The following is a 25,019-nucleotide window of genomic DNA, read 5'->3' on the forward strand; positions in this document are numbered from 1 at the left end:
CGAGACGGGGGCAGGATGCGACCCGATCCGGGGGCTTCGTCCCCCGGCACCCGATCCGGGGTCCCCGCGCCCCGGTCTCCCGGCCGAAAGGGCCTGCGAGCCCGACGTTCTTTCGTCGATCCAGAGGAGTACAGAGATGAAGCGCACGCTACTGGCCGGCTTCGCCCTCGCGGCCGGCCTCGCCTGGGCCGGATCGGCGCAGGCCCAGATCAAGATCGGCGTCGCCGGTCCGATCACCGGCAACAACGCCGCCTTCGGCGCCCAGCTGAAGAACGGCGCCGAGCAGGCCGTGAACGACATCAACAAGGCCGGCGGCATCAACGGCCAGAAGATCGTGCTGGTGATCGGCGACGACGCCTCCGATCCGAAGCAGGGCGTCTCGGTCGCCAACAAGTTCGCCGCCGACGGCGTGAAGGCCGTGGTCGGCCACTTCAACTCCGGCGTCTCGATCCCGGCCTCCGACGTCTACGCCGAGTCCGGCATCGTCGAGATCACCCCGGCCTCGACCAACCCGAAATACACCGACCGCAAGCTGTGGAACACCTTCCGCACCTGCGGCCGCGACGACCAGCAGGGCGCGGTCGCCGGCGCCTGGCTCGCCGAGAAGTTCAAGGGCAAGAACGTCGCCTTCGTGCACGACAAGACCCCGTACGGCCGCGGCCTCGCCGACGAGACCCTGAAGGCGCTGAAGGCCAAGGGCGGCAAGGACGTGCTGTTCGAGGGCATCAACCCGGGCGAGAAGGACTATTCCGCCCTGGTGTCGAAGCTGAAGCAGGCCAAGGCCGACGTGGTCTATTACGGCGGCCTGCACACCGAGGCCGGCCTGATCGTGCGCCAGATGCGCGACCAGGGCCTCAACGCTCCGCTGATGAGTGGCGACGGCATCACCGACAAGGAGTTCGCCCAGATCGCCGGCCCGGGCGCCGACGGCACGCTGATGACCTTCTCGCCGGATGCCCGCAAGAACCCCAACGCCAAGGACGTCGTCGCCGCCTTCAAGGCGCGCAACATCGACCCCGAGGCCTACACCCTCTACTCCTACGCCGCCGTGCAGATCCTGAAGGACGCCATGGAGGCCACCAAGTCGACCGACGGCAAGAAGGTCGCGGCCTACATGCACGAGGGCAAGCCGTTCAAGACCGTGATCGGCGATATCTCGTACGACAAGAAGGGTGACATCACCCGTCCCGACTACGTGATGTACATGTGGAAGAAAGGCGGCGACGGCCGGATCGACTATACCGGCAACGAGATGACCCAGTAAAAACCGGCATCGCCGAATCGGCCCGGCGCCCCGCGCGCCGGGCCTTTTTTCCGTTGACGAAGCCGTGCGTGCGTCACCCGCGCGGCTTGCGCGTCCCTTCGCCTCACCTTACATGCACAGCGAGCGTTACAAGGCCATCAGCGCGCCCGGCATCTCGGCCGAGCACCCGTACGGCCGGCCGCGTCGCGATCAATCGATGAAGATGTCTCCCGGCGGCGCCGACCGCGACGGCGACCCGGGTGGAGAGTGTGAATGGCGAAAGAAGAGTTGATGCAGTTCGACGGTCTCGTGCTCGAGATCCTGCCGGACGCACGGTACCGCGTGCAGCTCGACCAGGGCCACGAGATCGTGGCTTACACGGCCGGCAAGATGAAGAAGAACCGCATCAAGACTCTGGCCGGCGATCGGGTCACCGTCGAGATGTCGCCCTACGACCTGGAGAAGGGCCGTCTGGTGTTCCGCCACAAGGACGAGCGCTCCTCGGGCCCGCGTCCGCCGTTCCGCGGCGGCAGCCAGTTCCGCCGGCGCTGATCCTTCTTCCATCAAGACCGATGTCTGCGCGGGGCTGGGGTGAGAACCCTGGCCTTTTGCGCGTCTCAAGAGGCCTGCCATGACCCGCCCCCTGGTGATCGCCCCCTCGATCCTCTCGGCCGATTTCTCCCGGCTCGGCGAGGAGGTCCGCGACGTGGTCGCGGCCGGGGCCGACTGGGTCCATATCGACGTGATGGACGGCCATTTTGTGCCCAACCTCACCTTCGGCCCGGCGGTGGTCAAGGCCCTGCGCCCGCACACCAGCGCGGTGTTCGACGTCCACCTGATGATCGCCCCGGCCGACCCCTACCTCGCGGCCTTCGCCGAGGCCGGCGCCGACATCATCACGGTCCATGCCGAGGCGGGCCCCCACCTGCACCGCTCGCTCCAGACCATCCGGGCGCTCGGCAAGAAGGCGGGGGTTGCGATCAATCCGGGCTCGCCGGCGAGCCTCGTCGAGCCGGTGCTCGACATGGTCGACCTCGTGCTGTGCATGACCGTCAACCCGGGCTTCGGCGGTCAGAGCTTCATCGGCTCAGTCTGCGAGACGGTCTCGCGGGTGCGCGCGATGACCGCCGGCCGCGACATCGACATCGAGGTCGACGGCGGCGTGACCCCGGAGACGGCGCCGGCCGTCGTGAAGGCGGGCGCGAACGCGCTGGTCGCCGGCTCGGCGACCTTCAAGGGCGGGCGCGAGGCCTATGCGTCCAACATCGCGGCGATCCGCCGGGCGGCGGAGGGCGCGACGGGGCAGTGGGTGTGAAATCGGCTTGCGGTCGGGTACCCTGCCGCGGGAGTGGCGATGACGGCCGCAATCGCCCATACGCGACCGGCCGTCCAGGACCGCTCCCTCAGCGCCCGGCCACCCGCCGCACCGGTCCCGGATGCGCCCGCGGGCGTCGGGGCGGGGTCGCCGCCGCGGCTTCGACTTTCGCCGCCCGCCGGTCGAGCCGGGCGGCCGAGCGGCGCGAGGCCGTCACGCCGGCGAGGGCGGCCGCGCCGACCAGGCAGGGCACCAGGACCAGGGCGTAGGTCGTCAGGCTCATCATCGCAGGGTCGTCAACGTCAGCCTCGCACCGAAGTGTAGACCAACGCCGAGCACGAACCAAACGACCATCAGCGCGAGGGCGGGCGCGGTGACGCGGCCCGTCGTCGCCATGGCGGCGGTGAGCGGAGCGACGATGCCGGTGATCATGAAGCCGGCCGCCCCGATATTCATCAGGTTGGCGGTCAGCTTCACCTGCTCGTTGTGGACGAGGATGTCGCGGGCGAGCAGCACCCGCTCGCGCTCCTCGTCGCTGTCCTGGTCACCCTCCCCCCGAGGTTGCGGCCCGCTCGCCATGCGCGATCCGGGCCCCGGTCACGGGCGCGCGGCTTTGGGGTAGCCCCGCGGCGCCATCGCCCCGGCGCCGCCGCGATGGCCGACCCACTTCGCCAGATCCTCGCCGGCTTCCGTCCGCGTGCGCCCGGCGCTGTCGGGCCAGGTCAGACCGTCGGCGAGGCGGAAGATGACGACGGAATCGAGGGCGCCGTCGCGGTACTTCTGCAGCCGCACGCCCTTGCCGCGCACCATCTCGGGAATCTCGGCGAGCGGGAACACGGTCATCAGGCGGTTGGTGCCGCAGACCGCGACGTGGTCGCCCTCCCCCACCTCGACGACGAGGCTCGCCGTCGCCGGATCGTCGAGGCCGATCACCTGCTTGCCCTTGCGGGTATTGGCCACGAGGCCGTCGGCCGGGGTGACGAAGCCGCGCCCGTCGGTGGTGGCGAGGAGCAGCTTCACGCCGGGCTTGTGCGCCCAGACGGTGACGATCTCCGAACCCTCGTCCATGTCGACCATCAGGCGGATCGGATCGCCGACGCCGCGCCCGCCCGGGAGCTTGGCGGCATCGAGCGTGAACACCTTGCCGTTCGAGGCCAGCACCAGGATCTTGGCGGTGGTCTCGGTCGGGAAGCCGATCTTCAGGGCGTCGTCGCCCTTGAACTGCACCGCCGAGAGATCGGCGACGTGGCCCTTGAGCGCCCGGATCCAGCCTTTCTGCGACACGATCACGGTGATCGGCTCGCGCTCGACCATCGCTTCCGAGAAGTCGATGCCGGAGGTATCGGGCGGGTTCTCGAGCGTCGTGCGGCGGCGGCCGAGCGGGGTCTCGGGGCCGTAGGTCTTGCGCACGTCGCGGATCTGCTTGGTGATCGCCTTCCACTGCCGCTCGTCGGAGCCGAGCAGCCCGTCGAGGTCCGCCTTCTCGGCGGTCAGCGTCTCGTGCTCGCGCTTCAGCTCCATCTCCTCGAGCTTGCGCAAGCTGCGCAGCCGCGTGTCGAGGATCGCGTTGGCCTGCAGCTCGGTGAGTTCGAAGACCCGCATCAGCTCGGCCTTCGGCTCGTCCTCCTCGCGGATGATCTGGATCACCCGGTCGAGGTCGAGATAGACGATGAGGAGGCCGCCGAGGATCTCGAGCCGGCGCTCGATCTGGGCGAGGCGGTGGCGCGAGCGGCGCTGCAGCACGACCCGGCGATGGTCGAGCCATTCGCGCAGGGCTTCCGCCAGGCCGATCACCCGCGGCACCGTGCCCCCGACCAGCACGTTCATGTTGAGGGAGATGCGGCTTTCCAGCTCGGTGAGCCGGAACAGCGATTCCATCATCACCACGGGGTCGACGGTGCGCGAACGCGGCTCCAGCACCACCCGCACGTCCTCGGCCGATTCGTCGCGCACGTCGGCGAGGAGCGGCAGCTTCTTCTCCTGCAGAAGCTCGGCCATCTTCTCGATCAGCCGGGCCTTCGGCACGCCGTAGGGGATCTCGGTGACGACGACCGCCCAGGTGCCGCGGCCGAGATCCTCCTTCTGCCAGCGCGCCCGGACCCGGAAACCGCCGCGCCCGGTACGGTAGGCCTCGGCGATCGAGGCCGCCGGATCGATGACGATGCCGCCGGTCGGGAAGTCGGGTCCCTTGACGAAGTGGGTCAGCTGCTCGGAGGTCGCGGCCGGGTGACCGATGAGGTAGAGCGCCGCCTCGCACAGCTCCGCCACGTTGTGCGGCGGGATCGAGGTCGCCATGCCGACGGCGATGCCCTGCGAGCCGTTGGCGAGCAGGTTCGGGAAGGCCGCCGGCAGGACGACCGGCTCCTCCTCCTGCCCGTCGTAGTTCGGGCGGAAATCGACCGCGTCCTCGTCCATCCCCTCCAGCAGGAGACGGGCGACCTCGGTCATCCGGCACTCGGTGTACCGCTGGGCCGCCGGGTTGTCGCCGTCGATGTTGCCGAAATTGCCCTGGCCGTCGACCAGGGGGTAGCGCTGGGCGAAGTCCTGGGCGAGGCGCACGAGCGCATCGTAGACCGCGACGTCGCCGTGGGGATGGTACTTGCCGATCACGTCGCCGACGACGCGGGCGCACTTCTTGTAGGCGCTGCCGGGATCGAGGCGCAGCAGGCGCATCGCGTGCAGGATGCGCCGATGCACGGGCTTGAGGCCGTCGCGGGCATCGGGCAGCGCCCGGTGCATGATGGTCGAGAGCGCGTAGGCGAGGTAGCGCTCCTCCAGCGCCGCCTTCAGGTCGACGTTCTCGATCCCGTCGCGATCGGAGGGTGGCTCGAAGGGCTTTCCCATGGGCGGACGTCAACTCACGATTTCGGCGGTCTCAAGACCAGAACATAACACGAACATCTGCCGATTGCCAGGAACGGATGGACAACCTTTCCGTGCAATCGGTCGAGGCCTTCGCGGCGCGCCGGTACCGGCGCCGGTCGGGCTTGGCCCCGCCCCGTTCGGCGCGGGGCGAGGGATTCACGAGGCTCCCGCGGTGCCGAGCGCCACGAAGCGCACCCGCTCCTCCGGCTCGGGCACGTCGCGCGGGCCCCAGATGTGCTGATCGAGGAAATAACCCGTTAAGGTAAAGCCTTGCTTGACCTCCCGGCTCGTCGGCACGTTGAGGCCGCGGCGGTCGGCGCGGTCGACCAGGAAGTCGGGCAAGGCCAGCAGCCGGTCGCGCCAGGGCTCGCCGGCGGCGGCGCTCACGGCGCGCCCGCTCTTCGGCGAGACGAAAGCCAGGTACTCGTTGGTGCCGGTGGCGGCGCAGGACGAGAGGTCGAGGCCGAAGCCGAGCTCGGCCAGCACCGCGAGCTCGAACCGCACCATCAGGGCGGGCGCCACCTCGGGCTCGTGCAGGTGCTCGATCAGCACCTTGGCGACGGCGAACAGGGCCGGATGGGGATCGCGCTCAGGGAGAAGCCGCAGCAGCCCGGCGGCATAGCCGATGCCGTAGAGGGCGAGGCGCGAGCCGATCAGCCGGGCGCTGGCGCTCTCCAGCGGCTCGACCGCGTAGGCGCCCAAGGACTCGTCGAGGCGGGCCCGCCACACCGCCCGCACCAGGTTGCCGGGCTGGAGCACCGGCTGCATCCGCCGCGAGCGCCCGCCATGGACGAGGCCGAGATGGCGGCCGTGCTCCGCCGTCATCAATTCGAGGACGACGCCGGTCTCGCCGTGCCGCCGCGCCCCGAGAACCAGCCCGTCATCCGTCCATTGCATGGGAGGGTAGATAGTCGCTCGAGCGCCGGATCGGAACCGATCGTCAGGCCGGCACCGGCCGTCAGGCCGGCGGCAGCATCACGGCAAACCAGATCCGCGTGCCGCGTCCCGGCTCGCTCGAGACGCCGATCCGCCCGCCCATCAGCTCGACGAGGTGCCGGCAGATGACGAGGCCCAGCCCGCTGCCGCCGAAGCGGCGCCGGATCGATTCGTCGCCCTGGCCGAACGGTACGAACAACCGCTCCTGCTGCGCCGCCGACATGCCGATGCCGGTGTCGCTCACGGTGAACAGCAGCCTGCCCTCGCTGCCCCGCCCGGTATCCGGGGCCACCGCCAGGACGACCCGCCCCGCCGGGGTGAACTTCACCGCGTTGGTGAGGAGGTTGAGCAGCACCTGGCGCAGGCGTCCGACGTCGCCGAGCACCAGGGTCGGGGTGGCGGGGTCGCGCCAGACCTCCACGGCGACGCCCTTGCGGGCGGCGGCCCCGCGGGCGACGGCGGCGGTGCCCGCCAGCAGGTCGGCGAGGAGGAAGGATTCGGGGTCGAGGGCGACCTGGCCGGCCTCGATCTGCGCCACGTCGAGGACGTCGTCGACGACCCGGATCAGGATCTCGCCGGCCTCCTGGACGGCCGCGAGGTGGCGCAGGGTCTCGGGCTCGCGCGAGCGGCTGAGCATGTGCTCGGTGTAGCCGAGGACCGCGTTGAGCGGGTTGCGGATCTCGTGGCTCATCATCGCCAGGAAGTCCGACTTCGCGCGGTTGGCCTGCTCGGCCCCGTCCCGGGCGCTGGCCAGCGCCTGCTCGGCGCGCTTGCGGGCGGTGATGTCGAGGGTGAGGCCGACGATGCGCCCGCTCAGGCCGTGAGCGTCGTCGAGGACGCGGCCGAGGCTCTGGATCCAGCGCACGCCGCCATGCTCGGCCGTGACCCGGACGTCGACCGAGAACGGGGTGCGGGTGGTGACCGCCTTGGTCACCGCGTCCCACAGCATCGCCCGGTCGGCGGCGTCGACGAGGCCGGTCCAGGCCGAGGAGGTGATGATGCAGGCCTGCGCCGACAGGCCGTGCAGGCGCGCGCCCTCCGCCGACAGGGAGAGCGCGCCGGTGCGCATGTTCCAGTCCCACAGCCCGACGCCGGCGGCCTTGTGGGTGAGGAGCAGCAGGTTGGTGGTGGCCTCCAGCGCCTGGTTGTCGGCCACGACGTCGTCGACGTCGGCGGCGGTCACCATCCAGCCGGACAGCGAGGCGCCCTCGCGGACCGGCACGAGGTCGGTCTGGTGCCAGTGCCAGCGCCCGCTGACGTCGCGCAGGCGGATCGTCAGGTCGTAGGGCTGGCCCGACTCGACCGCCGCGGCGCGCGCCGCCGCAGCCCGGGCCCGGTCCTTGGGGTGGATCGCGCCGTCCAGGTCCTCGGGCTCGCCGAGGCCCGAGGCGATCGCCCGCGCGGCCCGGTTGGCGAATTGCACGGCCCCCGCGGGATCGAGCATCCAGATCTTCTGCGGCAATGCGTCGAGGATCAGGCGCGACGGCAGCCCGCTCATCCCCGGTTCGCTCTCCGGCAGCGCACGGCCGAGGGCGTCGCCCGGTCCGGCGACCGGAATGCCCTCGAACGGATGCGCGGTCCGCGCCGTCATCAGCTCTCCACCTCGACCACGCCCGGCCCGGTGCACGCCGCCCGGTTCCGCAACGTCATCAATCGCGGTCCGTGCCGAACCGAATCAGTTCCGGCCCGGACCATGCCTCTGCTAGCCCATGGACGCGATTTGTCCAATAGCCCGTATTCGGCGGGCCAGGAGTTAACACGCAAGTTCTGCCCCGATCTACGAACTGCCGGAGCGTCTCCGAGAAGAGATCGGCGGTTGCGCCGGTCCGACAGCGGATCGATGCACGCCGGCAATGCAGGTGCGGCTTTCCCGTCCCATGACGGCAAGGTCGACATCGGCGACACCGGTGAAGCGCGACGCCGCCGCGGCGGATCATCATCGCGCGTGTCCAGCCCGTCTCACGGGGACCGGGCCGTATGCTCGGGACAGGCCGCCGCCTCGAGGCGCGCGGCGACGCCGTCCCGCGTCGCGGGATCGAGGCCGAGATGGACGCCGTCCGGCGACCGGCCGGCGGCCGCCGGCGCGCGCAGGTCCGCGAAGGCATCGACGTAGGCGCAGCCGGCCCGGGCGCATTCCTCGGACAGGATCGCCGAGTAGGCCGGCGCGGCCTCGACGTCGTAGAACTTCGCGATTCCGGGGCGGCCGGGATCGAAGGGCGGGACCGCGGTGGCGACGACGCGCCGGGCCCGGGGCACCAGCTCGGAGAACAGGGCGCGGGCCTCCGCCCGGAAGCGCTCGGCCGCGTCGGGATGGCCGTCGCGCTGGCGCCGGGTGAGGTCGTTGGTGCCGATCGTCACCACGATCGTCTCCGGCGGCCGCGGCAGCGCGATCCAGCCGGCCACCGCCCGCAGGCCGGCGACCCGCGTGCCCGCGATGCCGCCGTTGACGACCGGCCGGCCGCACAGGGTCGGCAGGTAGAGCCGCTCGATCTGCGAGTCGCCGAGGAGCAGGCCGTAGGGTCCCTCGACCTGCTTCAGGAGACCGGTGACCGCGAAGGCCCGCGCCTCCCGGAAGGCCGCCACGCCCTGCCCGTTGCCGGCGCCGCGATGCCGGCTCGCCACGAACGCGGCGGCTCCGGCCGCCAGGACGGACACGGCCAGGACGGCCCCGACGATGATTGACTTGCGCACCCGCCCTCGCGTCCCGGTCCCGACGCCCCGGTTCTGATGTCCCCGCGGGCGGTACAAGCGCCGACGCCCGCCGCGAGTCAATCGCGGTCGCGCCCCGCCCCTGGACGGTTTCCGGCAGGTTATCCACAGGCGGCGGGTTTTCCCCCGACATCTTCACGCCTGATTCGGCGGTTCTCATCATGGTTGAGGGCAGGTAATCGGAGAGCCCGCGCCATGATGCCAGTGGAGATCGACCCGTCGGAGGTGCGCCAGCCGCGCCAGGAACCGCAGGAGCGCGCCCGCCCGCGTCTCGGCCGTCCGGCGATGCTGGCGGCCCTGGCGGTGGTCGGGATCGGCGGCTGCGCCGGGCTCGCGGCGGCGGCCTATCCGACGATCAGCGACATGCTGCGGCCGCGCCCCGCCGAGGTGCATTTCGGCCGCGTCGCCGACATGCCCGAGATCAAGGACGGCGTCCCGGCCCTGCGGACGACCCCGGTGCGCCAGGTGGCGATCCCGCCCGCGCCGATACCCGGCCAGAACCCCGTCCAGGCTCCTGTGCCGGTCGACGCCTCCGCGCAGGCCTTCATGCCGGCGCAGGGCCCCGCGCCGGTGGCCGCGCCCGCTCCCCTGCTCGATCCGAAACCGACCGCGCGGCCGGGCCGGTGGACCCCCGCCACCGACGTGGCCGCGACCGGCGCCACCGCGCCGTTCCAGCCCATGCCGTCGGCCGTTCCGAGGGCCCAGGAATCGCCGAAGACCCAGGAGACGTCGAAGACCCAGGAATCGTCGAAGACTCAGGAAGCTCGGACGACCCCGGAGACGGCCCGCCCGATCGCCGCGACGCCCCGCCCGGCGAGCGCGCCGCGCGAGGCCGCCGTGACGGAGCGCCCGCGCCCCTCCGAGGCCGCGCCGCTGCCGCCGGCCCGCTCGGTCCAGGCCCGGCCCGCCGCACCGCGGGAGACCGCCGCCGAGGAGAAGGCGCACAAGCCCGCGCCGTCCCGGGAGGCCAAATCCGAGACAGCGAAGTCCGAGCCGGCGAAATCCGCCTCGAGCCGGCACGCGGCCGAGACGGCCGCCGTCGAGAAGCGCCCGGTCGAGAAGAAGGCCGCCGAGAAGCCGGTGGCCCGGCGCGAGAAGACCGACGCGCACCAGCGCAGTGCGGCGGCCCAGCCCGCGGCCGCCCCGGCGGCGCAGCCCGAGGAGCCGACCCGCTTCCTCGGCGTGCCGATGCCGGACCTCGCCCCGGCCGGCCGCGCGATCAAGGACACGGTCGATGCGGTGATCTCGTTCCCGAGCCGCCTGTAGCGCGGCGCTACCCGGCGCGGGCGGCCCCGTCGACGAGTTCGAGCACCAGCGCGTCGCGGTGCGGCCGGCCGTACTCGTCGGTCGCCTCGACGGTGAGGCGGTGCGTGCCCGCCGCCAGGTCCCGCGGCAGGCGCGCGACAAAGAGGTGCGAGCACGGCTCGGCCTTGACCCAGGACTTCTTCGTCGCGGCGTTGCGGGCGTAGAGCGCGGCGACGAACGGGTCGGGCCGGCGCACCCGCGTCATCGCCACCGGTGCGCGATCGCCGATCCGGAACGCCACCCGGCTGCGCGGCCCGCCGTCGAACAGGTTGACCACCACCTGGGTGCTGCCGGCGCTCTCCGCCGGGATCGTCGCGCCGAGCAGCTCGTAGAGCCGCGTGTCGGGCAGCCGGGCGATGTCGGCGCCATGGAACTGGCTCTCCAGCACGATCCGCATCTGGCGGTCCGCGTCGTCGCTCGCCGGCACGTAGCGGGTGGTGTAATGCCGCCCGCCGGTCACGCTGAGCACGTGGAAGCCGTGGGGCGTGCCGTCGCGGCTGTCGGCGGTGGCGATGCCGCGCCGGTCGGGCGGGCCGCTCCACCACGAGCCCGAGACGGCGGTGAGCACGTGGTGATGATGGGCGTCCTCACCCGTCGCGCCCGGTCGGCCGTCCGGCCCGAGATAGTGGTGCTCGGTGGTGTGGGTGTGGCCCGAGACGCTGAACGAGGGCCGCCCGGCGAGGAGCCGCAGCAGCTCGACCCGGTCGGCGGTGCCGGCCGCGGGATCGTCGGGGCCGAGATCGGTGACGAGGGGGATGTGCATCGCCACGACGACGAGCCGGTCCGTCGGCACCTCCTTCAGCAGGTTCTCGACGAAGGCGAGCTGGCGCTCGCCGATCCGGCCCTCGTAGCGCCCGCCGCGCCCCGCCGTCGCGGTGGCGGCGCCGAGATAGTGGACGTTGTCGAGCATCACGAACAGCGCGCCGCCGTGCTCCAGCGCGTAGTACGGCGCCCCGAAGGTGCGCTTGAAGGTCTCGCGGGCGTAGCGGGCGTCCGGCGCCTCGAAGTTCAGGTCGTGGTTGCCGCCGAGGTGGAACCACGGCACGCCAACCTGCGCCATGATCCGGTTCTGGCGCGGATAGAGCGAGAGGTCGTCGAACAGCACGTCGCCGGTGGTCATCCCGAAGGCGACCTTGCCGAAGGCGACCTTGCCGAACGCGCCCCGGGTGCCGAGCACCCGGGCGACCGCGGTGTCGCGCACGAAGGTCAGCTCGGCGTGGCTCTCGGGTTGGGTATCGGTGAACAGCACGACGTCGAAGTCGCCGCTCTCCGGGCGGCGCACGAGCCCGAAATCGACGGAGGCCGGCAGCGGCCCGGTCGGCGCGATGCCGGGATAGCGCAAGCCGAGGTCCGGCGGCGTGCCGGCCGGCTGGTGCAGGTAGGAGAAATGCGGCAGCCCGTCGGGGCCGAGCGGCAGGGAAAAGCCCGTGGGCTTGACGACGAAGATCACCGCCTCGTCGCCGACCGGCAGGGCGTAGCGCCCCTCGGCATCGGTGCGGACCACCTCGCGGCTGTTCGAGACCAGCACGTCGGGCAGGCCCGGATCGCCCGGGCCGCGCCGGCCCTTGGCCCCGCGATCCTCGTAGACGATCCCGGTGACCTGCGCGGGAGTGCCGCCGCCCTGCGCCCGCGCCGCCAGGGGCGCCAGGGTGAGGGCCGCGGCGCCCGCCACCGTGTCGCGTCGCGTCAGCGTCGTCCGCCCGGTCATCGGCTCGTCTCCGTCGAGGGTCGGGCAAGGAATCACGGCAACGCGACCGTTCGGTGACGTCGGGCAGAATCCCGCCATCGTCTGCCCGGCGACGCTCAATCCATCCCCGGCTTGCCGCCCCGCAGCTTCTTCACGTCGCCTCGCCGGCCCTTCTCCTCCAGCCGCCTCTTCTTCGAGGCCAGCGTCGGGCGGGTCGGGCGGCGCGGGGTCGGGGGCACGGCGGCCTCGCGGACGAGGTCGACCAGGCGCTCCCGGGCCTCGGCGCGGTTGCGCTCCTGGGTGCGGTGGTTCTGCGCGGTGATGACGAGCACGCCCTCGGCGGTCACGCGCCGACCGGCGAGCTTCATCAGGCGGATCGCCACGGCGTTCGGCAGCGACGGCGAGCGGCGCACGTCGAAGCGCAGCTGCACCGCCGACGAGACCTTGTTGACGTTCTGGCCGCCCGGACCCGAGGCGCGCACGAAGCTCTCCTCGAGCTCCGATTCGTCGAGGGTGATCCAGGGCGTGCATTCGAGACCCACGACGGCGCTCCCGGGAACGGTTCGAGGCCGCCGCCATCCCACGAAACGCTCACGCGCGCTACATGGCAGGGCGTGCCGAAGAAACGCTCCCCCCTTCCCTCCCTCCCCGATTCGCCCGCCCCCCCGGCCGCCCTGCCCGCCGCCTTCGCGGACTGGTTCGCGGCGCGCGGCTGGGCGCCGCGGCCGCACCAGCTCGCCCTGCTGGCGGCGGCGCGAGCCGGGCGCTCGGCCCTGCTGGTGGCGCCGACCGGGGCCGGCAAGACGCTCGCCGGCTTCCTGCCGACCCTCGTCGAACTGGCCGAGGGCGACGGCAAGGGCGGGCTGCACACCCTCTACATCTCGCCGCTGAAGGCGCTGGCGGTCGACATCGCCCGCAACCTCGAGGCGCCGGTCGCCGGGATCGGGCTGGAGCAGAGGATCCGGATCGAGACCCGCACCGGCGACACCCCGTCGCACAAGCGGACCCGCCAGGTCGCGCGCCCGCCCCACATCCTGCTCACCACGCCCGAGCAGCTCGCCCTGCTGGTCGCCCACCGCGAGGCGGCGGAGCTGTTTCGCGGCCTCAAGCGGGTGGTGCTCGACGAGCTGCACGCGCTCGTCACCTCGAAGCGCGGCGACCTCCTGAGCCTCGGCCTCGCCCGGCTGCACCGGCTGGCGCCGGGCCTCGCCATGACCGGCCTGTCGGCGACGGTGCGCGAGCCCGATGCCCTGCGACGCTACCTCGTCCCTCAGGTCCCCGAGCCCGTGATGGCCGACCTCATCACCGTCGCCGGCGGAGCGCGGGCCGACCTGCACATGCTGGAGACCGGCCGCACCCTGCCGCTCGCCGGGCACACGGCGTGGCAGTCGATGCCGGCGGTCTACGACCTGATCCGGACGCACAAGCTGGTCCTGGTCTTCGTCAACACCCGGCTCCAGGCCGAGTACACCTTCCAGGAACTCTGGAACCTCAACGACGACGGCTTGGCCATCGCGCTCCACCACGGCTCCCTCGATGCGACGCAGCGCCGCCGGGTCGAGGCCGCGATGGCGGCGGGCGTGCTCCGCGCCGTGGTCTGCACCGCGACCCTCGACCTCGGCATCGACTGGGGCGACGTCGACCTCGTGATCAATATCGGCGCGCCGAAGGGCGCGAGCCGGATCATGCAGCGGATCGGCCGGGCCAACCACCGCATGGACGAGCCGTCGAAGGCCTATCTGGTGCCGGCCAACCGCTTCGAGATGCTGGAATGCCGCGCCGCCCTCGACGCCGTCGAGGAGGCGGCGCAGGACACGCCCGATCCGCGCATCGGCGCCCTCGACGTGCTGGCCCAGCACGTGCTCGGCATGGCCTGCGCCGGGCCGTTCTCCGACGACGACCTCTACGACGAGGTGCGGGCCGCCTCCCCCTACGCCGACCTGACGCGGGACGACTTCCTCCTCGTCCTCGATTACGTCGCCACCGGCGGCTACGCGCTGCGGGCCTACGAGCGCTTCGCCAAGATCCTGCGCGGGCCGGACGGGCTGTGGCGGGTGCGCGACGCCCGCACCGCGCAACAGTACCGGATGAATGTCGGGACGATCATCGAATCGACGAAGGTCAAGGTGCGGCTCGCCCGGCGCAACCGCACCAAGCCCGGCGCCGTCCTGCCGGCGGGGGGGCGCGTCCTCGGCGAGATCGAGGAGGATTTCGCCGAGACCCTGACGGTCGGAGACACCTTCCTGTTCGCCGGCGAGATCCTGCGCTTCGAGGGCCTGCACGAGGACGAGGCGCTCGTCACCCGCGGCGCTCCCGGCACCGACCCGGCGATCCCGAGCTATGCCGGCTCGAAATTCCCGCTCTCGACCTTCCTCGCCGCGCGGGTGCGGGCGCTGATCGCCGATCCGTTCGAGTGGGACCGGCTGCCGGCGCAGGTCGCCGACTACCTGGTGCAGCAGCGCCGGCGCTCGGTGCTGCCGGGACCGCGCGACCTCCTGGTCGAGACCTTCCCGCGCGCCAACCGCCACTACCTCGCCTGCTTCCCGTTCGAGGGGCGCCTCGCCCACCAGACCCTCGGCATGCTGCTGACGCGCCGCCTCGAGCGGGCCGGGATGCGGCCCTTAGGCTTCGCCGCCAACGATTACGGCCTGGCCATCTTCGGCACCCGCGACCTGTCGGAGCGCATCGGCCGCGAGCCCGGCTTCCTCGGTCGCCTCTTCGCCCAGGACATGCTCGGCGACGACCTCGAGGAATGGCTCGACGAATCGGCGATGATGAAGCGCACCTTCCGGCAATGCGCGGTGATCGCCGGGCTGATCGAGCGCCGTCACCCGGGCCTGCGCAAGACCGGGCGGCAGGTCACGATCTCGACCGACCTGATCTACGACGTGCTGCGCAAGCACCAGCCCAGCCACCTGCTGCTGCGGGCGGCGCGGCAGGATGCGGCAACCGGACTCCTCGACGTGGCCCGCCTCGGTATGATGCTTGCGCGCATCCAGGGGCGAATCATCCACAAGGCCCTCGACCGGGTCTCGCCGCTCGCCGTGAACGTGATGCTCGAGATCGGGCGCGAGCGGGTCTACGGCGAGGGCGCGGACGAGATCCTGGCCGAAGCCGAGGCGGCGCTGCTCGACGAGGCGCTGGCATGAGGGAACTGACCGGAGGGCGCCCCGCTCCGCGACAAGGACGATGACACCGTGGCGCTGCCGCTGAAGCTCGAGAAGACCCACAAGGCCCCGGGCGTGACCCTCGCCGGAGAAACCCTCGCCCTCGATCTCAGCGGCGGATTGTGGCTGCCGGAGCACCGCACCCTGGTGGTCTCCGACCTGCACCTCGAGAAGGGCTCGGCCTTCGCCGCCCGCTCGGGCCAGTTCCTGCCGCCCTACGACACCCGCGAGACCCTGGCCTGCCTCCACGAGGCGGTGGCGCGGCTCGACCCGGCCCGGGTGGTCTGTCTCGGCGATTCCTTCCACGACGCCCAGGGCCCGTCCCGCCTCGACGTCGCCGACCGCGCGCTGATCGCCGCCCTGCAGGAGGGACGCGACTGGGTCTGGATCTCCGGCAACCACGACCGCGCGGTGCAGGACGGCGTCGGCGGCCGCTTCGCCGACATCCTGACCCTCGGCGGCCTGACGCTCCGGCACGAGCCGGCCGCGACCCCGGAGCCCGGCGAGGTCGCCGGCCACTTCCACCCGGTCGGCAAGGTGGCGATGCGCGGCCGCGCCGTGCGCCGGCGCTGCTTCGTCCTCGATGCCAGGCGCCTGGTGATGCCGGCCTTCGGCGCGCTGACCGGCGGGCTCAACGTGCGCGACCGGACCTTCGACGCGCTGTTCCCCGGCGGCTTCACCGCCCACCTGATCGGCGACGGCCGGGTCTTCGCGATCAGCCGGACGATGCTGACGCGGGACTGAGCGGCGCTCCCCTCCTCCCGGCGGGCACGGTGGAGCCGCGCCCGCCGAGGTGAATCCGATTCACCTGCGCCTGTAAATTCCGCGTTTGTCCCCGTCCGGCGCCCCGGGCACTCTGCGGGCAACGAGACGAGGGAGGAACCGTCGAGGACGGGCGGCGCAGCGGGGGTGAACCCCGGTGCCGTGCACTCTCCCCCGTGCCCGACGAACGAGGGAGAACGACATGCTTCTGACCGACAAGGTGTGCCTGATCACCGGCGCCGCTTCGCTGCGGGGCATCGGCCGCGCGACCGCGAAGCTCTTCGCCGGCCACGGCGCCAAGGTGGTGATCCTCGATCTCGATGCCGGCCAGGCCGAAGAGGCCGCCCGCTCGCTCGGCGAGGGCCACCTCGGTCTCGCCTGCAACGTCACCGACAAGGCCGCCTGCCAGGCCGCCGCCGACGAGGTGGTCGCCCGCTTCGGCCGCATCGACGTGCTGATCAACAATGCCGGCATCACCCAGCCGCTGAAGTTCATGGAGATCGAGCCCGGCAACTACGAGGCGGTGCTCGACGTCAACCTGCGCGGCACGCTCTACATGAGCCAGGCGGTAGTGCCGCAGATGCGCAAGCAGCAATCGGGCTCGATCGTCTGCATGTCGTCGGTCTCGGCGCAGCGCGGCGGCGGCATCTTCGGCGGGCCGCATTACAGCGCCGCCAAGGGCGGCGTGCTGGGCTTAGGGAAAGCAATGGCCCGCGAGCTCGGCCCCGACACGGTGCGGGTCAACAGCATCACCCCGGGCCTGATCCAGACCGACATCACCGGCGGCAAGCTCACCGACGAGCTGAAGGTCGAGATCGCCAAGGGCATCCCGCTCGGCCGCCTCGGCGTCGCCGACGACGTCGCCAATGCCTGTCTGTTCCTGGCTTCCGACCTGTCCTCCTACATCACCGGCGCCGTCATCGACGTGAACGGCGGCATGCTGATCCACTGAGCGAGGCGACCATGCCCCCGATGGAACCCGGGCAGAACAGCCCGTCGCTGGCCGAGCGCGCCTACCGCATCCGCCGCAACGCCCTCCTGATGGGCGAAGTCCAGGGCCAGGGCTACATCGCCCAGGCGCTCGGCATCGCCGACGTGCTGGCGGTGTCGTACTTCCACGCCATGCGCTACCGCCCGGACGATCCGGAATGGGAGGGGCGCGACCGCTTCCTGCTCTCGATCGGCCACTACGCCATCGCGCTCTACGCAGCCCTCCTCGAAGCCGGGATCCTGCCCGAGGACGAGCTGACGAGCTACGGCGCCGACGACAGCCGCCTGCCGATGTCCGGCATGGCCGCCTACACCCCCGGCATGGAGATCACCGGCGGCTCGCTCGGCCAGGGCCTCGCCCTCGCGGTCGGCTTCTGCTTGGGCCTCAAGCGCAAGAAGTCGGACTCGTTCGTCTACTGCCTGATCTCCGACGGCGAGCTCGGCGAGGGCTCGATCTGGGAGGGCGCCTGGTCGGCGAGCCATTGGCAGCTCGACAACCTGATCGCGATCGTCGACGTCAACAATCAGCAGGCCGACGGCCCGGCCTCGCAGGTCACCGGCTTCGAGCCGGCGGCGTCGCGCTTCGAGGCCTTCGGCTGGCACGTCCAGCGGGTCGACGGCAACGACATCGACGCGCTCGTCCAGGCCTTCGACGCGGCCAAGGCGTGCTCCGAGCAAAAGCCCCGCATCATCATCTGCGACACCAAGATGGCGAAGGGCATTCCCTTCCTGGAGGCGCGCGAGCGCAACCACTTCCTGCGGGTGGAGCCGCAGGAATGGCAGGACGCGCTGAAGATCCTGGATGCCGGGAGGCCCGCATGAAACGCTCGAAATACACGCGCCCGGCCTGGCTCTCCGAGGCCAACACGGGGGAACGACTGACCACCTCGGCGATGATCGCCTCGCTGGCCGGCCCCGACCAGCGCGTAGCGCCCGCCCCGTTCGGCCACGCGCTCGCCAAGCTTGCCGAGGAGCGGCCGGAGATCGTCGGGCTGACCGCCGATCTCGGCAAGTACACCGACCTGCACATCTTCGCCCAGAAGCACCCCGAGCGCTTCTACCAGATGGGCATGGCCGAGCAGCTCCTGATCAGCGCCGCCGCCGGCCTGGCGCGCGAGGGCTTCCAGCCCTTCGCCACCACCTACGCGGTGTTCGCCGCGCGCCGCGCCTACGACTTCATCTGCATGGCGATCGCGGAGGAGAATCTTAACGTCAAGATCGTCTGCGCCCTGCCGGGCCTCACCACCGGCTACGGCCCGAGCCATCAGGCGACGGAAGACATCGCGATCTTCCGCGGCCTGCCCAACATGACGATCCTCGACCCCTGCGACGCGCACGAGATCGCGCAAGCCGTGCCGGCCATCGCCGATCACAAGGGGCCGGTCTACATGCGGCTCCTGCGCGGCAACGTGCCCCTGGTGCTCGACGAGTACGGCTACACGTTCGAGCTCGGCAAGGCCAAGACGATCCGCGACGGCAACGACGTGCTGATCATCTCGACAGGCCTGATGACCATGCGGGCCCTCGAGGCGGCGGATGCGCTCCGCGAGGACAAGGTCGACGTCGCGGTGCTGCACGTCCCGACGATCAAGCCGCTCGACACGCAGACCATCCTGCGCGAGGCCGGCAAGGGTGGGCGCCTCGTGGTGGTGGCGGAGAACCACACGGTCGTCGGGGGCCTGGGCGAGGCGGTGGCGGGGCTGCTGATGCGCTCCGGCACGATCCCGAAGGCCTTCCGCCAGGTCGGCCTGCCGGACGAGTTCCTGGATGCCGGCGCCCTGCCGACCCTCCACGACCGCTACGGCATCTCGACCGGCGCCATGGCGCGGAGCATCCGCGAATGGCTGTGAGCGCCGAGCATCCCGTCGCTTTCGTGGGCTTAGGCTCGATGGGCCTGCCGATGGCCCGCAACCTCGTGCGCCACGGCTTTCCCGTCCGCGGCTTCGACGTGCGGGCGGAGGGGCGCAGCGCCTTCGCGTCGGCCGGCGGCACCCCCGCCGGGACGATCGCGGCGGCGGCCGAGGGCGCCGGGGCGCTGGTGCTGATGGTGGTCAATGCCGACCAGGCGGAGGCCATCCTGTTCGGCGAGGGTGCGCTCGATCGCCTGGCGCGGGACGCCGCCATCGTCCTGATGGCGACCTGCCCGCCGGCCGCCGTCGCGGCTTTGGCGAAGAGGGTGACCGCGACCGGCCGGTCCTTCGTCGATGCCCCCGTCTCCGGCGGGGTCGTCGGCGCCGAGGCAGGCAGCCTCACCATCATGGCGGCGGCCCCCGCCGCCGTGATCGCGGAGGTGCGGCCGCTCCTGGAAGCGATGGGCGACAAGGTGTTCCATGTCGGGCCCGAGCCCGGCCAGGGCGCCACCATGAAGGCGGTCAACCAACTCCTCTGCGGGGTCAACCTCGCGGCGGCGGCGGAGGCGCTGTCGCTGGCGGCCAAGGTCGGCATCGACGGCGCGACGGCGCTCGAGATCGTCTCGGGCTCCTCGGCCTCGAGCTGGATGCTGCGCGACCGCGGCCCGCGGATGCTGGAGGAGGCGCCCCGGGTCACCAGCGCCGTCGACATCTTCGTCAAGGACCTCGGCATCGTGCTGGAGGCCGGCCGCAGCGAGAAGGCGGCGCTGCCGCTGGCGGCCCTGGCGCATCAGCTCTTCCTCGCGGCCTCCGGTCGAGGCGCCGGCTTGGAAGACGACAGCCAGGTCATCGGGTCCTATCGGGCGCTCAACGGCAAGTAGTTCGAGCACTTTCCCCTCCCCCTTGTGGGGAGGGGCCAGGGGTGGGGGTGGTGCAGAAGGCACCGCTGAGACTTCTCCGGCACCACCCCCACGCGGGATCTTCGATCCCCATGACCCCTCCCCACAAGGGGGAGGGGAAGGCGCTTCATTTTCAGAAACCGGCCCAACCGGTCCAGATCCCCAAATCCCCGAGGAAACCCCATGAACCACGCCCTTTCCCGCCGCACCCTGCTCGCCGGCGCCGCCGCCCTCCCCCTCGCCACGATCTTCACCCGGCCCGTCCGGGCCGCCGAGTTCGAGTACAAGCTCGCCACCGGCCAGGATCCGACCCACCCGGTCAACATCCGGGCGCAGGAAGCCCTGAACCGCATCCGCGAGGCCTCGAACGGCCGGCTCGACATCAAGCTGTTCCCGGCCAACCAGCTCGGCTCCGACACCGACCTGCTGTCGCAGGTGCGCAACGGCAGCGTCGAGTTCTTCAACCTCTCGACCTCGATCCTCTCGACCTTCGTCCCCGCCGCGGCGCTGCCGAATACCGGCTTCGCGTTCAAGGACTACACCGAGGTGTGGAAGGCGATGGATGGCGGCCTCGGGACTTACGTCCGCGAGCAGATCGCCAAGACGCCGATCCAGGCCGTCTCGAAGGTCTGGGACAACGGCTTCCGCCAGATCACCTCGTCGACCCGCGAGATCAAGACGCCGGAGGACCTGAAGGGCTTCAAGATCCGCGTACCCCCGTCGCCGATGCTGACCTCGCTGTTCAAGGCGTTCGATGCCGGCGCTGCGCCGCTCAACTTCAATGAGCTGTACTCGGCGCTGCAGACCAAGATCTTCGAGGGCCAGGAGAACCCGCTCGCGATCATCGCCACGACCCGGCTCTACGAGGTGCAGAAGACCTGCAGCCTCACCGGCCACGTCTGGGACGGCTACTGGATCCTCGGCAACAAGAAGGCGGTCCAGCGCCTGCCGGAGGACCTGCGCGCCATCGTCACCCGCGAGCTCGACCGCTCGGCCGACGACGAGCGGGCGGACATCGTCAGGCTCAACGACTCCCTGGTGAAGGAGCTCGGCTCGAAGGGAATCACCTTCATCGACGTCGACCGCCAGAAATTTCGCGATGCGCTCAGCCGCACGACATTCTACAAGGACTGGAAGAACAAGTACGGCGACGCCGCCTGGGAGCACCTCGAGGCGGTCGCCGGCAAGCTGGCCTGAGGGAGGCTGAGAGATGCACGTCGACATCGCGACGGAGACGCCGGCCCTGCCGGCGGCCTCCGCCAAGCGCGCCTGGGCGCGCACGCTCGACAAAGCCCTCGGCCCGCTGGTCGAGATCCCGGCCGCCCTGCTGGTGGTGGCCGAGGTCGTGGTGCTGCTCGCCGGCGTCGTCAGCCGCTACGTCTTCCACTCGCCGATCGTCTGGTCGGACGAGCTGGCCTCGATCCTGTTCCTGTGGCTCGCGATGCTGGGCTCGGTGGTCGCCTACCGCCGCGCCGAGCACATGCGGATGACGGCGCTCGTCAGCATGGCCTCGCCGAAGGCCCAGGCCTTCCTGGAGGCGGTGGCGCTCGCCGCCGGGCTAGCCTTCGTGCTGATGCTGCTGCATCCGGCCTACGAGTTCGCGGCGGAAGAGGTCTTCGTCCAGACGCCGGCGCTCGAGATCACCAATGCCTGGCGCGCCGCCGCCCTGCCGGTCGGCTTCGGCCTGATGCTGGTGGTCGCGGCGCTGCGCCTGATCGAGTGCGCCGACTGGCGCCACGCGGTCGGCGCGGTGGCGCTCACCGGCCTCATCATCGCGGCCCTGATGCTGGCCGAGCCGACCCTGCGCACGCTCGGCAACTGGAACCTGCTGATCTTCTTCGTGCTCGGCGTCGGCGCCCTCGTCTTCACCGGCGTGCCGATCGCCTTCGCGTTCGGGCTCGCCACCTTCGGCTACCTGATGCTGACGACCCGGGCCCCCGCCATGGTGGTGGTCGGGCGCATGGACGAGGGGATGAGCCATCTCATCCTGCTTGCCGTGCCGCTCTTCGTGTTCCTCGGCCTGCTCATCGAGATGACCGGCATGGCGAAGGCCATGGTGGGCTTCCTGGCGAGCATGCTCGGCCACGTCCGCGGCGGCCTGCACTACGTGCTGGTCGGGGCGATGTACCTCGTCTCCGGCATCTCCGGCTCCAAGGCCGCCGACATGGCGGCGGTGGCCCCCGTGCTGTTCCCCGAGATGAAGAAGCGCGGCGCCAAGGAGGGCGACCTCGTCGCGCTGCTCGCCGCCACCGGCGCGCAGACCGAGACCATCCCGCCCTCGCTGGTGCTGATCACCATCGGGTCGGTGACCGGCGTATCGATCACCGCGCTCTTCACCGGCGGCCTGCTGCCGGGCGTCGTGCTCGGCGTCACGCTCTGCATGCTGGTCTGGTGGCGCTATCGCGGCGAGGACCTCAGCCACGTCAAGCGCGCCACCAAGGGCGAGGTCCTAAGGGCGCTCGTCATCGCCTTCCCGGCGATCGCGCTCCCCTTCGTCATCCGCGCCGCGGTGGTCGAGGGCGTGGCCACCGCCACGGAAGTCTCGACCATCGGCATCGTCTACGCGATCCTGGCCGGCCTCCTGATCTATCGCCAGTTCGACTGGCGCCGGGTCTACCCGATGCTGGTCTCGACCGCCTCGCTGTCGGGGGCGATCCTGCTGATCATCGGGGCGGCGACCGGCATGGCCTGGGCGCTGACGCAGTCGGGCTTCTCGCAGAGTCTCGCCGTGATGATGAAGAGCCTGCCCGGCGGCGCGCTCGGCTTCCTGGTCGTCTCGGCGGTGGCCTTCGTGATCCTCGGCTCGGTGCTCGAGGGCATCCCGGCGATCGTGCTGTTCGGACCCCTGCTGTTCCCGATCGCCCGCCAGGTCGGCGTGCACGAGGTGCACTACGCGATGGTGGTGATCCTGGCGATGGGCGTCGGCCTGTTCGCGCCGCCCTTCGGCGTCGGCTACTACGCCGCCTGCGCGATCAGCCGGATCCATCCAGATGCCGGCATCCGGCCGATCATCGGCTACATGACGGCCTTGCTGGTCGGCCTCGTGGTGGTGATCCTGGTGCCGTGGATCTCGATCGGGTTCCTGCACTGACGGGGGCAGGATCGGAACACGGTTCCGACCCGCCTCCCGGTCATCCCGGGGCCGCGTCGCGGGACCCGGGATGACGTCGCGAGACGTCGGATGGTCGCGCGAGGACGTCGAACGCGCCCGATCCTCCCGCAGACGGGCGCGGTCCCTACTCCGCGGCCTTCGCCAGCGCCTTCTGGTAGGCGCCGCTCCTCAGGGTCGGCGTCAGCCAGCCGTCGACCGCGGCCTTCAGCGCCGGGTCGCGGGTCATCCAGTAGGCCTTGTCGGCCTTGTCGAAGGTGTCCGGCACGGCGGCCGGGCAGAGCACGCCGGCATTGAGCCGCGACTGGTAATCGACCTCGGCCCCGTCGGTGACCATCAGGTCGGCCCGGCCCTCGGCCACCTCCTTGAAGATGGCGCGGTTGTCCGGAAACACCCGCACCGAGGCGTGCGGGAAGTTGGCATCGGCGAAGCGCTGGTTGGTGCCGCCGGGATTGACCACGACGCGGACCTCCGGCTTGTCGATGTCCTTCACCGAGACGAAGCGGGCCTTGTCGGCGCAGCGCACGATCGGCCGCTTGCCGTCGGTGAGCACCGGCACCGAGAAATCGGCCACCGAGGCCCGGTCGGGCGTCACGCTGACGCCGCCCATCGCGACGTCGTAGCGGTCGGCCAGGAGGTCGTCCTTCAGGGTCTTCCAGGTCGTCGGCACGATCTCGACCTTGACGCCGAGCGCCCGGGCGAGGTCGCCCGCCATCACCACGTCGGCGCCCTTGATGCTGCCGTCCGGCAGGCGCACCGAGTAGGGCGCGTAGTCCCCGGTCAGGCCGACCCGCAGCGTCCCGTCCTGCTTGATCGCCGCCAGCGATCGCGCCTCGGCCGGCACGGATGAGAGGATGGCCATCATCCCGACTACACCTGCGATCTTGCGCATCGTCACTGCCCAATCCTCTCTTGCCGCTCGTTCATCTCTCGTAGGGACATCGCACGACCCCGGTAAAGCCCGGATGACGGCCAGCCCCGCGCGATGAAACCCTCGCCGGAGCGAACCCTAACCATTGACTCGGCGGCCCGCACCGGTTTCCTCGCCGCCATGGCCTCTCTCCCCGACAGCCTGCGGCGGGCACCCACGACCCTGCGGCGCACGCTCGACCGCCAGCGCCCGCGCCTGCTGCAGGGCCTGCGGATGACCGCGGCGAGCCTCGCGACCTTCGTGCTCGCCGAATCCCTCGGCCTGCCGCAGGGCTACTGGGCGGTCATCACCGCGCTCATCGTCACGCAGGGGAGCGTCGGCGGATCGCTCAAGGCGGCGTTCGACCGCTTCCTCGGCTCGGTGCTGGGCGCCTGCTACGGCGGCGCGGTCGCCTTCGCGATCCCGCATCACGGCGGCGCCTCGACCTTCGCGGCCCTGTTCGTCGCGGTGGCGCCCCTCACCGTCGCGGCGGCGGCCTCGGCGGGCTTCCGGATCGCGCCGATCACCGCGATCATCGTGCTGCTCTCCACCACCGGCTCGACGCTGGGTCCCCTCGCCTTCGCCCTCGACCGCATCCTCGAGATCGGGCTCGGCTGCGTCGTCGGGCTCGCGGTCTCGCTGCTGGTGGCGCCGGCCCGGGCGGCCCGGGCGGTGACCGGCCAGGCCGCGGCCCTCGCCCGCCTGCTCGCCGGGCAGCTCGAGGCCCTGGCGCGCCTCGACGGAGAGGAGACGCCGGAGGCCAAGGCCCTGCCGCCGGCGGTGCGGCGGAGCCTCGCGCGGCTCGAGACCCTGGTGGGCGAGGCCGCCCGCGAGCGCCGCAGCCGCCTCTCGGCCGCCCCCGACCCGGACCCGCTGCTGCGCACCATGACGCGCCTGCGCCACGACCTCGTGCTCCTGCGCCGCGCCATCGCGGAGGCCGACGAGGACGTGCTGCGGGTCCACCTCGCCGAGGCCTGGGGCGATGCGGCGAACGCCGCGGCGGCACGCCTGCGCGTCGTCGCCGACGCCCTCGCCGGGGGGAGCCGGCCCGCCGACACCGACGCGGCGGATCTCGCGGCGGCGATCGCCGGCTACCGCGACGCCATCGACGGCATGCGCCAGCGCCAGGTCACGCGGACGCTCTCCACCGACGGCGTCGGCCGAATCTTCTGGCTCGCCTTCACCCTGGAGCAGGTCCGCCGCAACCTCGACGACCTCGCCGAGCGGGCGGCGGATTTTGCCGGGGCGGAGACCGGCACTGCCTGATCCGGC

Annotated in this window: 22 protein-coding genes; 13 read left to right on the forward strand and 9 right to left on the reverse strand. The window is 71.5% G+C overall.

Annotation, left to right across the window (positions count from 1 at the left end; genetic code table 11):
• The first annotated feature begins 136 nt into the window (after positions 1-136).
• The 3 genes from A5481_RS22285 to rpe all read left to right on the forward strand — a co-directional run bounded on the left by A5481_RS22285 (position 137) and on the right by rpe (position 2,558).
• Positions 137-1,264 (forward strand): branched-chain amino acid ABC transporter substrate-binding protein, encoded by a 1,128-nt coding sequence (locus tag A5481_RS22285; RefSeq protein WP_048435876.1) that lies wholly within the window; start codon positions 137-139, stop codon positions 1,262-1,264.
• Positions 1,265-1,516: 252 nt separating this feature from the next.
• On the forward strand, positions 1,517-1,795 hold the full coding sequence (gene infA, locus A5481_RS22290) for a translation initiation factor IF-1 (protein ID WP_048429304.1): 279 nt from the start codon (positions 1,517-1,519) through the stop codon (positions 1,793-1,795).
• Positions 1,796-1,874: 79 nt separating this feature from the next.
• Positions 1,875-2,558, forward strand: coding sequence for a ribulose-phosphate 3-epimerase (gene rpe, locus A5481_RS22295; RefSeq protein ID WP_048435875.1), 684 nt, complete (start codon positions 1,875-1,877; stop codon positions 2,556-2,558).
• Positions 2,559-2,646: 88 nt separating this feature from the next.
• On the opposite strand, the gene A5481_RS22300 is transcribed toward rpe, so the two are convergent.
• The 6 genes from A5481_RS22300 to A5481_RS22325 form a co-directional block, all read right to left on the reverse strand.
• Entirely contained in the window at positions 2,647-2,844 is a 198-nt protein-coding gene (locus A5481_RS22300; RefSeq protein ID WP_048435874.1) for a hypothetical protein, read from the reverse strand.
• On the reverse strand, positions 2,841-3,137 hold the full coding sequence (locus tag A5481_RS22305) for a hypothetical protein (protein WP_048435873.1): 297 nt from the start codon (positions 3,135-3,137) through the stop codon (positions 2,841-2,843). Before A5481_RS22305 ends, A5481_RS22300 begins: the two co-directional genes overlap by 4 nt.
• 18 nt (positions 3,138-3,155) lie before the next feature.
• On the reverse strand, positions 3,156-5,402 hold the full coding sequence (gene parC / locus A5481_RS22310; protein WP_048435872.1) for a DNA topoisomerase IV subunit A: 2,247 nt from the start codon (positions 5,400-5,402) through the stop codon (positions 3,156-3,158).
• A gap of 177 nt (positions 5,403-5,579) precedes the next feature.
• Entirely contained in the window at positions 5,580-6,320 is a 741-nt protein-coding gene (gene recO, locus A5481_RS22315; RefSeq protein WP_048435871.1) for a DNA repair protein RecO, read from the reverse strand.
• Positions 6,321-6,381: 61 nt separating this feature from the next.
• Entirely contained in the window at positions 6,382-7,950 is a 1,569-nt protein-coding gene (locus A5481_RS22320) for a PAS domain-containing sensor histidine kinase (protein ID WP_053082512.1), read from the reverse strand.
• A gap of 368 nt (positions 7,951-8,318) precedes the next feature.
• Positions 8,319-9,050 (reverse strand): SGNH/GDSL hydrolase family protein, encoded by a 732-nt coding sequence (locus tag A5481_RS22325; protein ID WP_048435870.1) that lies wholly within the window; start codon positions 9,048-9,050, stop codon positions 8,319-8,321.
• A gap of 213 nt (positions 9,051-9,263) precedes the next feature.
• Here A5481_RS22325 and A5481_RS22330 point away from each other — a divergent pair, with 213 nt between their 5' ends.
• On the forward strand, positions 9,264-10,334 hold the full coding sequence (locus A5481_RS22330; RefSeq protein WP_048435869.1) for a hypothetical protein: 1,071 nt from the start codon (positions 9,264-9,266) through the stop codon (positions 10,332-10,334).
• Between the two features lie 7 nt (positions 10,335-10,341).
• On the opposite strand, the gene A5481_RS22335 is transcribed toward A5481_RS22330, so the two are convergent.
• Together A5481_RS22335 and arfB are read right to left on the reverse strand one after the other, a co-directional pair.
• Positions 10,342-12,081, reverse strand: a complete 1,740-nt coding sequence (locus tag A5481_RS22335; protein ID WP_064504313.1) for a calcineurin-like phosphoesterase C-terminal domain-containing protein — start codon at positions 12,079-12,081, stop codon at positions 10,342-10,344.
• A gap of 95 nt (positions 12,082-12,176) precedes the next feature.
• Positions 12,177-12,602 (reverse strand): alternative ribosome rescue aminoacyl-tRNA hydrolase ArfB, encoded by a 426-nt coding sequence (gene arfB, locus A5481_RS22340; protein ID WP_064504314.1) that lies wholly within the window; start codon positions 12,600-12,602, stop codon positions 12,177-12,179.
• Positions 12,603-12,674: 72 nt separating this feature from the next.
• Here arfB and A5481_RS22345 point away from each other — a divergent pair, with 72 nt between their 5' ends.
• The 8 genes from A5481_RS22345 to A5481_RS22380 all read left to right on the forward strand — a co-directional run bounded on the left by A5481_RS22345 (position 12,675) and on the right by A5481_RS22380 (position 22,819).
• Positions 12,675-15,209, forward strand: a complete 2,535-nt coding sequence (locus tag A5481_RS22345; protein WP_064504315.1) for a ligase-associated DNA damage response DEXH box helicase — start codon at positions 12,675-12,677, stop codon at positions 15,207-15,209.
• Positions 15,210-15,257: 48 nt separating this feature from the next.
• Positions 15,258-15,971 carry a ligase-associated DNA damage response endonuclease PdeM gene (gene pdeM / locus A5481_RS22350; protein WP_048431729.1) on the forward strand — a complete coding sequence of 238 codons (714 nt, stop codon included), beginning with the start codon at positions 15,258-15,260 and terminating at the stop codon, positions 15,969-15,971.
• A gap of 220 nt (positions 15,972-16,191) precedes the next feature.
• Positions 16,192-16,941 carry an SDR family NAD(P)-dependent oxidoreductase gene (locus tag A5481_RS22355; RefSeq protein ID WP_048431730.1) on the forward strand — a complete coding sequence of 250 codons (750 nt, stop codon included), beginning with the start codon at positions 16,192-16,194 and terminating at the stop codon, positions 16,939-16,941.
• An 11-nt stretch (positions 16,942-16,952) separates the two neighbouring features.
• On the forward strand, positions 16,953-17,801 hold the full coding sequence (locus A5481_RS22360) for a transketolase (RefSeq protein WP_048431731.1): 849 nt from the start codon (positions 16,953-16,955) through the stop codon (positions 17,799-17,801).
• Entirely contained in the window at positions 17,798-18,829 is a 1,032-nt protein-coding gene (locus A5481_RS22365) for a transketolase family protein (protein ID WP_048431732.1), read from the forward strand. The genes A5481_RS22360 and A5481_RS22365 overlap by 4 nt, the downstream gene beginning before the upstream one ends.
• The gene (locus A5481_RS22370; RefSeq protein WP_197514226.1) at positions 18,826-19,710 is read left to right on the forward strand and encodes an NAD(P)-dependent oxidoreductase; all 885 of its coding nucleotides are present in this window, start codon (positions 18,826-18,828) and stop codon (positions 19,708-19,710) included. Before A5481_RS22365 ends, A5481_RS22370 begins: the two co-directional genes overlap by 4 nt.
• A 201-nt stretch (positions 19,711-19,911) precedes the next feature.
• Positions 19,912-20,925 (forward strand): TRAP transporter substrate-binding protein, encoded by a 1,014-nt coding sequence (locus tag A5481_RS22375; RefSeq protein WP_048437120.1) that lies wholly within the window; start codon positions 19,912-19,914, stop codon positions 20,923-20,925.
• A gap of 13 nt (positions 20,926-20,938) precedes the next feature.
• The gene (locus A5481_RS22380) at positions 20,939-22,819 is read left to right on the forward strand and encodes a TRAP transporter large permease (protein ID WP_048437121.1); all 1,881 of its coding nucleotides are present in this window, start codon (positions 20,939-20,941) and stop codon (positions 22,817-22,819) included.
• Positions 22,820-22,964: 145 nt separating this feature from the next.
• Here the strand turns inward: A5481_RS22380 and A5481_RS22385 are convergent, their stop codons facing one another.
• Complete coding sequence (locus A5481_RS22385) at positions 22,965-23,702, reverse strand: transporter substrate-binding domain-containing protein (protein WP_082173571.1); 738 nt, start codon at positions 23,700-23,702, stop codon at positions 22,965-22,967.
• A gap of 186 nt (positions 23,703-23,888) precedes the next feature.
• Here A5481_RS22385 and A5481_RS22390 point away from each other — a divergent pair, with 186 nt between their 5' ends.
• Positions 23,889-25,013, forward strand: coding sequence for an FUSC family protein (locus A5481_RS22390; protein WP_048437123.1), 1,125 nt, complete (start codon positions 23,889-23,891; stop codon positions 25,011-25,013).
• Positions 25,014-25,019 lie beyond the last annotated feature (6 nt).

It is taken from the genome of Methylobacterium platani (assembly GCF_001653715.1).
Lineage (GTDB): Bacteria > Pseudomonadota > Alphaproteobacteria > Rhizobiales > Beijerinckiaceae > Methylobacterium > Methylobacterium platani.

Bases quoted from the DNA above. Each gene is read 5' to 3' on its own strand.
- A5481_RS22285 (WP_048435876.1), top strand. From the start codon at position 137: ATGAAGCGCACGCTACTGGCCGGCTTCGCCCTCGCGGCCGGCCTCGCC.
- infA (WP_048429304.1), top strand. From the start codon at position 1,517: ATGGCGAAAGAAGAGTTGATGCAGTTCGACGGTCTCGTGCTCGAGATC.
- rpe (WP_048435875.1), top strand. From the start codon at position 1,875: ATGACCCGCCCCCTGGTGATCGCCCCCTCGATCCTCTCGGCCGATTTC.
- A5481_RS22300 (WP_048435874.1), bottom strand. From the start codon at position 2,844: ATGATGAGCCTGACGACCTACGCCCTGGTCCTGGTGCCCTGCCTGGTC.
- A5481_RS22305 (WP_048435873.1), bottom strand. From the start codon at position 3,137: ATGGCGAGCGGGCCGCAACCTCGGGGGGAGGGTGACCAGGACAGCGAC.
- parC (WP_048435872.1), bottom strand. From the start codon at position 5,402: ATGGGAAAGCCCTTCGAGCCACCCTCCGATCGCGACGGGATCGAGAAC.
- recO (WP_048435871.1), bottom strand. From the start codon at position 6,320: ATGCAATGGACGGATGACGGGCTGGTTCTCGGGGCGCGGCGGCACGGC.
- A5481_RS22320 (WP_053082512.1), bottom strand. From the start codon at position 7,950: ATGACGGCGCGGACCGCGCATCCGTTCGAGGGCATTCCGGTCGCCGGA.
- A5481_RS22330 (WP_048435869.1), top strand. From the start codon at position 9,264: ATGATGCCAGTGGAGATCGACCCGTCGGAGGTGCGCCAGCCGCGCCAG.
- A5481_RS22335 (WP_064504313.1), bottom strand. From the start codon at position 12,081: ATGACCGGGCGGACGACGCTGACGCGACGCGACACGGTGGCGGGCGCC.
- A5481_RS22355 (WP_048431730.1), top strand. From the start codon at position 16,192: ATGCTTCTGACCGACAAGGTGTGCCTGATCACCGGCGCCGCTTCGCTG.
- A5481_RS22360 (WP_048431731.1), top strand. From the start codon at position 16,953: ATGCCCCCGATGGAACCCGGGCAGAACAGCCCGTCGCTGGCCGAGCGC.
- A5481_RS22365 (WP_048431732.1), top strand. From the start codon at position 17,798: ATGAAACGCTCGAAATACACGCGCCCGGCCTGGCTCTCCGAGGCCAAC.
- A5481_RS22375 (WP_048437120.1), top strand. From the start codon at position 19,912: ATGAACCACGCCCTTTCCCGCCGCACCCTGCTCGCCGGCGCCGCCGCC.
- A5481_RS22380 (WP_048437121.1), top strand. From the start codon at position 20,939: ATGCACGTCGACATCGCGACGGAGACGCCGGCCCTGCCGGCGGCCTCC.
- A5481_RS22385 (WP_082173571.1), bottom strand. From the start codon at position 23,702: ATGATGGCCATCCTCTCATCCGTGCCGGCCGAGGCGCGATCGCTGGCG.
- A5481_RS22390 (WP_048437123.1), top strand. From the start codon at position 23,889: ATGGCCTCTCTCCCCGACAGCCTGCGGCGGGCACCCACGACCCTGCGG.